Source organism: Mariniflexile sp., from assembly GCF_041583155.1.
In the GTDB taxonomy this organism is placed as follows: domain Bacteria; phylum Bacteroidota; class Bacteroidia; order Flavobacteriales; family Flavobacteriaceae; genus Mariniflexile.
Genome location: NZ_JBFHGK010000077.1, coordinates 1 through 9,974 on the forward strand (window position 1 = coordinate 1; position 9,974 = coordinate 9,974).

Genomic DNA, 9,974 nt, shown 5'->3' on the forward strand with positions numbered 1-9,974 from the left:
CAGTGGATATCTAATTATCTTGTATCTTGGACTTTCCCTATGATGGATAAAAATACATACTTAGTAGAAACATTTAACCATGGTTTTGCATATTGGATTTACGGAGTAATGGGAATACTAGCAACTATTCTGGTGTGGAAATTTGTACCAGAAACAAAAGGAAAAACATTAGAGGAAATGGAAAATATTTGGAAGAAATAAATTTTTCAACCCTTATAAAATATTTAATAAATAAAAAATGAGTAACATTAATTTAAGAGCAGCAGATAATATAAGAGCTTTAGCTATTTCAATGGTTGAGCAGGCAAACTCTGGACATCCGGGAGGGCCAATGGGTGGTGCTGACTTTATGCATATACTTTATTCAGAATTTTTAAATTTTGATCCAACTGATATGACTTGGCCATTTAGAGATCGTTTCTTTATGGATGCTGGTCATTTATCAACATTATTATATGCACAATATTATTTATTGGGCAATTATAAAAAAGAAGATATTAAAAACTTCAGACAGTGGGGTTCTGTTACTCCAGGTCATCCAGAGGTTGATGTTTTAAGAGGTGTTGAAAATACTTCTGGACCATTAGGTCAGGGGCATACAATGGGTGTTGGAGCAGCAATTGCAGCTAAATTTTTGGCAGCACGTTTTGGGGATTGGATGAATCATAAAATATATGGATTTATCTCAGACGGAGGTGTTCAAGAAGAAATTTCGCAAGGAGCCGGTAGAATTGCAGGACATTTAGGATTGAATAATTTTATAATGTTCTACGATGCTAATGATGTGCAATTATCAACAATGACAAATGAAGTAACTTCTGAAGATACAGCAAAAAAATATGAAGCTTGGGGTTGGAAAGTAGTTACCATTGATGGCCACAATCACGATGAAATTAGAAAGGCATTAAAAGATGCTAATAGTGAGCAAGAAAAACCAACCTTAATTATTGGTAAAACAATTATGGGTAAAGGTTGTGTTACTGAAACAGGAGCAAACTGGGAAGGACATTGTGAGTTACACGGACAACCAATTGGGCATACAGGAGCAGATTTTAATGAAACGTTAAAAAATTTAGGAGCAGATGTAAATGATCCTTTTGCTAAGTATGAAGATGTAGCAATATTTTATGCAAATCTTTTAAAAATTAAAACAGCAGCGGCAGCTTCAAAAAAAGAAGAAATTAATAAATGGAGAAGTGAAAATCCTAAATTATCTGAAAAGTTAGATAGCTTTTTCGTAGGAAAATTACCAGAATTAAATTTCGAATCGGTTGTTAATAAACCAGGATTGGCAACCAGAGCAGCTTCTGCAAACGTGTTGGGGTATTTGGCTCAAAATGTGGAGAATATGATTGTTTCTTCAGCTGATTTATCTAATAGTGACAAAACTGACGGATTTTTAAAGTACACACATTCTATTAACAAAAATGATTTTTCAGGGGCTTTTTTACAAGCCGGAGTTGCAGAATTAACAATGGCAGCCATTGCAAATGGTATAGCATTACACGGAGGTGTAATTCCTGTAGTTGCAACATTTTTTGTGTTTTCAGATTATATGAAACCAGCTATAAGAATGAGTGCTATTCAAGAGTTGCCAGTAAAATATGTTTGGACACACGATGCCTTTAGAGTAGGAGAAGATGGTCCAACACATCAGCCAATAGAACAAGAAGCGCAAATTCGTTTGTTAGAAAAGTTAAAAAACCATAGTGGAAATCCTTGTTTTACAGCACTACGTCCTGCTGATTCTGCAGAAACCAATGTAGCTTGGAAAATGGCAATGGAAAATGATAAAACTCCAACAGGGTTAATTTTATCTCGTCAAGGAATTAAAGATTTACCCGCAGTTTCTTCAAGATATAAAGAAGCTTTAGAAGCAGAAAAAGGTGGTTACACTATTTTAGAAGTTGAAAACCCAGATGTTGTTTTAGTCGCAAACGGATCGGAAGTAGCAACCTTAATTGAGGGAGCTAAATTATTAGCAGAAAGAGGAAACATACAAGCAAAAGTGGTGTCTGTTCCTTCAGAAGGAATTTTCAGATTGCAATCAAAAACATACCAAGAAAGTGTTATTCCTACAATCAAACCAGCATTTGGTTTAACAGCAGGTTTACCAGTAAATTTACAAGGTTTGGTTGGAAACAATGGAAAAGTGTTTGGTTTAGACCATTTTGGATACTCTGCACCAGCCAACGTTTTAGATGAAAAATTTGGATTTACAGGAGAGAATGTTTTTAACCAAGATACAGAATTATTAAAATATTAAAATAGAATAATGAAATTTTTTATAGATACAGCAAATTTAGAGCAAATTAAAGAAGCGCAAGCTTTAGGAATATTAGATGGGGTAACAACAAACCCATCGTTAATGGCAAAAGAAGGAATTACTGGAGCTGAAAATATTTTAAAACATTATGTTAACATATGTACTATTGTTGATGGAGATGTTTCTGCAGAAGTAATTGCCACCGATTTTGATGGTATGGTAAAGCAAGGCGAAGAATTAGCTGCTTTACATCCTCAAATTGTGGTAAAATTACCAATGATTGCAGATGGCGTAAAGGCTTGTAAATATTTTTCTGATAAAGGCATTAGAACCAATGTAACATTGGTATTTTCAGCTGGGCAGGCTTTATTAGCAGCAAAAGCTGGAGCAACGTATGTGTCTCCATTTTTAGGAAGATTGGATGATATTTCAACCGATGGATTGCATTTAATTTCTGAAATCAGACAAATTTATGATAACTACGGCTTTGAAACACAAATATTAGCCGCTTCAATTCGTCATACAATGCACGTTATTGACTGTGCAAAAATTGGTTCAGATGTAATGACAGGTCCTTTAAGTTCAATTACAGGATTGTTAAAACACCCATTAACAGATAGTGGTTTAGCACAGTTTTTAGCAGATTATCAAAAAGGAAATTAAAGGGTAAAAATGTAGCATATTTCAATAAATTTAAGCATCAATTCCTTAAAGCGTAATTTCGTTTTAAGGAATTGTTTGTTTTATAAATAGAGTGTATCTTAATGATATAGAATTGTTTTTATTCTAAAACAGCACATCTGTTATATACAATGCTTCATCTATTATACACTGTGCTGGTTTCATAATTTATTTTTGATGTAAGTACAAACGATATTCATTTTAGAAAAATATCAGTCAAAATCAATGAATATTTAGCAACTTAAATGAAAAATAACTAATATAAATTTCATGAAAAATAACTTAATTTTTGGACTAACATTATTTATAACTATAGCTTCTGTTTATGCACAACAAACAAATGTTTTAATTGATGGAGAACTAAAAAAGTGGCATAAAATAACACTTAGTTTTAAGGGAAATCAGTTATCTGAAAATGATGCTGAAAATCCGTTTTTAAATTACCGATTAAATGTTACGTTTAAAAATGGAACTAAAACTTATGTGGTTCCTGGTTTTTATGCTGCGGATGGAAATGCTGCAGAAACAAGTGCAAAACAAGGAGCTATTTGGAAAGTTAGGTTTACACCAAATGAAATAGGAAATTGGACTTACCAAGTTTCTTTTAGAAAAGGAGATGCAATTGCTGTAAATAGTGATGTAAATGCAGGTGAAGCAGTATCATTTAATGGTATAAAAGGTGAATTTTTTATTGAAAAATCAGATAAAATAGGGGACGATTTTAGAGCAAAAGGACGTTTAAAATATGTTGGAGAAAGATATCTTCAGTTTGAAGAAACTAAAGAATATTTTTTAAAAGGTGGCGCTGATAGTCCGGAAAACTTTTTAGGTTATTATGAGTTTGATCAAACGCCAGAAAGTCATAAATACGAACCACACGCAAAAGACTGGAAACCAAGCAATCCAACTTGGCAAAATGGTAAAGGGAAAAATATAATTGGAGCATTAAATTACTTAGCTTCAAAAGGAATGAACTCTGTTTATTTTTTAACAATGAATGTTCAAGGTGATGGTAAAGATGTGTGGCCTTGGATTGATATAAATGAACGCTACAGATTTGATTGTAGTAAACTAGATCAGTGGGAAATTGTATTCGATTATATGGATCGTTTAGGGTTAATGCTGCATATAGTAACTCAAGAAACGGAAAATGAATTATTGTTAGATATTGGTGAAACCGGAGTGCAAAGAAAACTGTATTATAGAGAGTTAATTGCTCGTTTTTCACATCATTTAGCAATTACTTGGAACTTGGGAGAAGAAAATGGTCCAGTACATTGGTCTCCAAAAGGTCAAAATGATGAGGATAGAAAAGCAATGGCTACGTATTTAAAATTAAATGATCCGTATCAAAATTTTGTAGCGCTTCATACGCATTCAATAAAAAAAGAGCAAGATTTGTATTTAGAACCATTATTAGGATTTGAATATTTAGATGGACCATCATTACAAACTCATGAACTAAATGAAATTCAAGAAATTACAAAACGTTGGATTCTAGATGCTCAAAAATCTGGTAAAAATTGGGTAGTTTGTCAAGATGAAATTGGACCAGCAGATACAGGAGCCAAACCAGACGTTGATGATCCAGAGCATAATGAAATTAGAAACAAAGTACTTTGGGCTAACTTAATGACCGGAGGAGCTGGTGTTGAATGGTATTTTGGTTATAAATATGCGCATAACGATTTAAGTTGTGAAGATTGGCGCTCAAGAAATAATTTATGGGAGCAAACTAAATACGCTTTAGACTTTTTTCAAACATACATTCCATTTACAGAAATGAAATCGGCAGATGATTTAACTGAAAATTCAAACGATTATGTTTTTGCCAAAAATGGAGAAGTTTATGTTGTGTATGTACCCGAAGTTGTTGAGACTAATATTAATTTAACTGACACCAAATTGGTTTATAACGTTCAATGGTACAATCCTAAATTAGGTGGTAAATTGTTAAACGGATCTGTAAAAAAAGTAAAAGGTGGAAGTAAGGTTTCAATAGGGTTTCCACCAGAAAAAAATGGAGATTGGGTTGCTTTATTAACCACTAAAATAAAGACTTCAGAAGAAATAACTCAAGCTAAATCTGAAATAATTTCTATAAAAGAGCAACTAAAAAATATTGATCCTTTAATTGAAGAAAATGGATTTTTAGAGGTTGAAGCAGAAGCATATCATTACAACTCTAACAATGGTACACTGCGTAACTGGATTTTAAAATCTGAAACAGAAACAGTAGAAAATTATATAAATTCTGCAAGTAGAAAAGCCTATTTACAAGCATTGCCAGATACAAGAGTTACTCATGATGATCAATTAATTATTGGTGAAAATTTTTTCCCAATTGCAGGTGTTGGAGGCATTGTTTCTTATAAAGTAAAAATAAAAAATCCAGGAAAATATTATATATGGGGAAAAGCATTTTCAACCGGATCTGAAGATAATGGATTGCATGTTGGAATAGATGAGCAATGGCCAGAAAGCGGTGCGCGTATACAATGGTGCGAGGGTAAAAATAAATGGACTTGGTCTTCCGCACAACGTGTTGAAGAAAACCATTGTGGAACGCCTCAAACGGTATATTTAAATATTGAAAAACCTGGAACATACATTATTTCTTTTTCAATGCGTGAAGATGGATTTAGATTCGATAAATGGATTATGTCAAAAAACAGTAATTTTGTTCCACAAGATTAATTATATGGGTAAAAGTTTTAAAAATATAGGTTACTTAATTAGTTGTTTCTGGTTATTTAATGTGGCAATTTGGGCGCAAGATTCAACCAATCAGTTAAATTTTGTAAGCATTAAAAAAGGAATTTCTAAAACTGCCGTATCAACAATTATTCAAGATAACTATGGTTTTATTTGGATGGGTACTAATGGTACGGGCTTGTATAGATTTGATGGTATAGAATATACTTCTTATTCACATAAATTAAACGATTCAACTTCAATAAGTAATAGTATTGTTTTTTGTTCTTACGTTGATTCTAAAAACAGATTGTGGGTAGGAACAGAAAGCGGTTTAAACCTTTATAATAGAGATCTTGATCAATTTAAAAAAGTAGAATTTTGTGCTCCACAAGATATTGATGATGCTAATGTGTCGGTAGGTAGTATAATTGAAGATGCTGAAGGAAACATTATTGTTGGAACTTATGAAAAAGGACTGTTTAAACTGTCTTCTGATGGAAAAAAACATCAAAAAATTCCTTTTTTAGATAAACATAAAAGAGCTGAAATATTTAATATAAATAGTCTTCAAAAATCTGATAATGGTAAAATTTATGTTGGTACAAGTATTGGTTTAAAGGAGTATGATAGTAAAAAAGGTTTTTTGAAACCAGCAACTTTTAAATCTGTAAATGGTAATTTTAATTTTAATGAAGGAGTACAATCATTAATGATTGACGAAGAAAATAATTTTTGGATAGGTACATTAACCAATGGTCTTTTTAAAATTGAAATAAATAAATTACAGCAACTGGTTTCTTTAAAACATATTCCAATTTCAAAGAACCGTATTTTATCTATGCTTCAGTTGGCAACTAATACATTTCTTTTTGGAACTGAAAACGATGGATTATTTCAGTTAAATGCAAAAGGCGAAAAAATTAATGTATACCTACATGATAAAACCGATAAAAACAGCATTCAATCTAACTCAATATGGTCTTTATTTTTAGATAAAAATAAACGAGTTTGGGCAGGATTTTATAGTAGCGGAACAGCTGTATATGATAAATTATATGATAAATTTGAAAATATAGAAAGTTTATCTACTAATTTAAATTCATTAGAAATAGGATCCGTTACCGGAATTGTAAAAGATAATACCGGTAAATTATGGATAAGTATGGATGGTGGAGGAATAGATATTTTTGATCCAAAAACAAATAAATTTATTAAAGTTAATGCAAAAAGCAATTCATTTATTTCGGGGTTAACAATAAACGATATTCAAACAATTTTTATAGACAGTAAGCAAAATGTATGGGTTGGTAGCTGGAGAAATGGTTTGTTTTTATTAAAAAAAGGTGCTAATAAATTTATTAACTATAACGTTGAAAATACCAATAACAATTTATCATCAAACTCTATATTAAGTTTTGCAGAAGACACAAAAGGAACCATTTGGATTGGTAGTTTTTATGGAGGAATTCATTCGTACGACCCAAAATTAAACAAATTTTCAAAATATGATTCAGAAGCTTTTGAAGAGTTTAATTTGCCAACAAGTGCGGTTAGAAAAGTTTTGGTAGATTCAAAAGATCAAGTTTGGATTGGTACCACTACAGGCTTATTTAAAATTAGTAAAAAAAATAAAGATAGCTATGCTGTAGAGTCCCTGAACGAGAAAATGTTTAAGGCTCATCAAGAGGCAACTAATTCAAACCATATTTTATCGCTTTTTGAAAGCTCAAATGGTTTAATTTGGATTGGTACCAGAGGTACTGGTTTATATAGCTATAACCAAAAAACAAAATCAATTAATTGGTTTAATAAAACAAATGGCTTACTTGAAGAAAACGTATCTAGCATTATAGAAAGTTTAGATGGAAATATTTGGATTAGCGGTAATTCTGGATTAACAAGGTTAGAAACAAAATCAAATACCATTACAAATTTTACGTCAGATGATGGTTTATTGTCTAACGATTTTAATTTTAATGCTGTTTTTAGAGATGATAATGGAACTGTTTATTTTGGTAATTATAATGGTGTCGATTTTTTTAATCCTACTAAAATTCAAATTAATAAAAGTAAACCATCTTTATATTTAACAGATTTTAAAATTTTTAATAAGCAAGTAAAGCCAAACCAAAAAGATTCTCCATTAAAAAAGGTAATTTCCGAAACAAAAGGAATAAGCTTAAAACATAATCAATCTGTTTTTACAATTGAATATGTTGGGGTAAATTATACACGACCAGAAAAAAATCAGTACGCATATTACCTTGAAGGGTTTGAAAAAGACTGGAATTATGTTGGAAATAATAGAAGTGCAACCTATACAAATTTACCGCAAGGAAATTATATTTTTAAAGTAAAAGCTGCAAATAATGATGGTGTTTGGAATGAAGTTCCTTTAGAGTTAAAAATAACAATTTTACCTCCTTGGTGGAAAACAAATTGGGCTTATATTATTTATTTAATGTTATTTGTTGGAGTAATTTATTTTGTAAATAATTTTATTCATAATAGAATGAATGAAAAACAATTAATTAAAAATGAAAGAGAAAAGAGAATACAAGAAGAAGAATTAAATGAAAAAAAATTACAATTTTTCACCAATATTTCACACGAGTTTAGAACACCTTTAACATTAATTATGAATCCTTTAGAGGATATTATTCAAGCTAAAGATTCTAATTTGCCTGCAGTTTTTAAGCAAAAACATCAAATAATTTATAAAAATGCAGATAGACTTTCAAGGTTAATAAATGAGTTAATGGATTTTAGAAAACTTGAATTAAATAAAGCTAGAATAAAAGCTACTAAAATTGAATTAATAGATTTTGCAAAAGATATTGTTGCCTTTTTTCAGGATGAAATTTCAAGTAAAAATATATTTTTAAATTTTGAAGCAAATGTATCTAAACTAAATGTTTGGGCAGATACAGGTATGTTAGAGAAAATTATTTTTAACATATTATCAAATGCATTTAAAGTTACTCCTGATAATGGTTCAATTACAGTATGTATTTCTAAAAAAAATAAACTAGAGATATTACCTTTAATTGATGAAAATAATCCTGTAAAAGTATTTGAAATAAGTATTAAAGATACCGGACCAGGTCTAGAAAAAGATCAATTAAGTAAAATATTTGAAAGATTTTATCAAGTTGATAGCTTAAACGGATCGTATTATGGAGGAACCGGAATTGGGTTGGAAGTTGTTAGAAGTTTTGTTGAGTTACATAGAGGTAAAATTGAGGTTGATAGTACTTTAGGCGAAGGAACAATATTTAGAGTAATATTACCAACTGGAAAAGAACATTTTAATGAAAAAGAAATTGTAATTCCTAACTCGTCATTAAAAAATATTCAGAAAGAAAAATTTATTCCACCTGCAATAGAAGAATCAACAGGTTCTGTAGAGTCTAAAGATACTGCTGAATTACAAACTCTTTTAATTGTTGAAGATAATACAGAGTTGTTAAATTACTTAAAAAAAGAATTAGGTAGTAGTTATAAAATTTTAACCGCAAATAATGGTAAAAAAGGATTAGAGCTTGCGCAAAAAGCTAGCCCAGATATAATAATTACAGATGTAATTATGCCTGAAATGGATGGTTTTGAACTTTGTGTAAAAATTAAAAATGATATTAGAATTAGTCATATTCCTATTTTAATGCTAACCACAAAAACAATGACCGATGATTGGGTAGAAGGAATTGAATCGGGTGCAGATGCTTATATGAGTAAACCTTTTAGCCTTAGAATTTTAAAATCAAGATTAAATCAGTTAATAAAAAATAGAGAATTGCTGTTTAATAAATATTTTAGTGCAATTTCCGATAATTCTAACAACCAAACCACAACATCGTTAGATAAAGACTTTATTCAAAAAGTATTAAATTATATTAATGATAATTTAAGTGATCCAGAATTAAGTGTTGAGGTTTTAGCATCGCAACTTCATTTAAGCAGAAGTCAGTTTTATAGAAAAATAAAAACGCTAACTGGCTATACAGCAAATGGGTTTTTACGTAAAATAAGATTACAAAAAGCAAAGTTAATGATTGAGCAAGGCAATACAAATATTAGTGATGTTTGTTATAGCGTTGGATTTTCTTCGCCTTCTTATTTTACAAAATGCTTTAAAGAACATTTTGACATATTACCAACCGATGTAATAGTTCAAAATTAATAATTCAATATAAGCTTCAATAAAAAAAATCGAGATAGTATTTCTCGATTTTTTTTTTTGCCATATCTAAAAATACTATTTAAAACAAAGTATTTATTACAATCCACTAATTTCTTACAAAGCATCATCGTATTTCCACCAAAATCAAAG

At 30.3% G+C, this 9,974-nt stretch carries 5 protein-coding genes; all 5 read left to right on the forward strand.

Annotation, left to right across the window (positions count from 1 at the left end):
* Nucleotides 1–201, forward strand: a 201-nt coding sequence (locus ABYI63_RS16625; RefSeq protein ID WP_372757984.1) for an MFS transporter, incomplete at its 5' end; no start/stop codon positions are given.
* Nucleotides 202–238: 37 nt separating this feature from the next.
* Nucleotides 239–2,266 (forward strand): transketolase family protein, encoded by a 2,028-nt coding sequence (locus ABYI63_RS16630; RefSeq protein WP_372757986.1) that lies wholly within the window; start codon nucleotides 239–241, stop codon nucleotides 2,264–2,266.
* A gap of 9 nt (nucleotides 2,267–2,275) precedes the next feature.
* The gene (gene fsa / locus ABYI63_RS16635; RefSeq protein ID WP_372757988.1) at nucleotides 2,276–2,929 is read left to right on the forward strand and encodes a fructose-6-phosphate aldolase; all 654 of its coding nucleotides are present in this window, start codon (nucleotides 2,276–2,278) and stop codon (nucleotides 2,927–2,929) included.
* 288 nt (nucleotides 2,930–3,217) lie between these two features.
* On the forward strand, nucleotides 3,218–5,644 hold the full coding sequence (locus ABYI63_RS16640) for a DUF5060 domain-containing protein (protein ID WP_372757990.1): 2,427 nt from the start codon (nucleotides 3,218–3,220) through the stop codon (nucleotides 5,642–5,644).
* A gap of 4 nt (nucleotides 5,645–5,648) precedes the next feature.
* On the forward strand, nucleotides 5,649–9,824 hold the full coding sequence (locus ABYI63_RS16645) for a two-component regulator propeller domain-containing protein (protein ID WP_372757992.1): 4,176 nt from the start codon (nucleotides 5,649–5,651) through the stop codon (nucleotides 9,822–9,824).
* Nucleotides 9,825–9,974: the final 150 nt, after the last annotated feature.

What these genes read in the sequence shown, in the direction of transcription:
- ABYI63_RS16640 (WP_372757990.1), top strand. Translation starts at nt 3,218, where the DNA reads ATGAAAAATAACTTAATTTTTGGACTAACATTATTTATAACTATAGCT.
- ABYI63_RS16630 (WP_372757986.1), top strand. Translation starts at nt 239, where the DNA reads ATGAGTAACATTAATTTAAGAGCAGCAGATAATATAAGAGCTTTAGCT.
- ABYI63_RS16645 (WP_372757992.1), top strand. Translation starts at nt 5,649, where the DNA reads ATGGGTAAAAGTTTTAAAAATATAGGTTACTTAATTAGTTGTTTCTGG.
- fsa (WP_372757988.1), top strand. Translation starts at nt 2,276, where the DNA reads ATGAAATTTTTTATAGATACAGCAAATTTAGAGCAAATTAAAGAAGCG.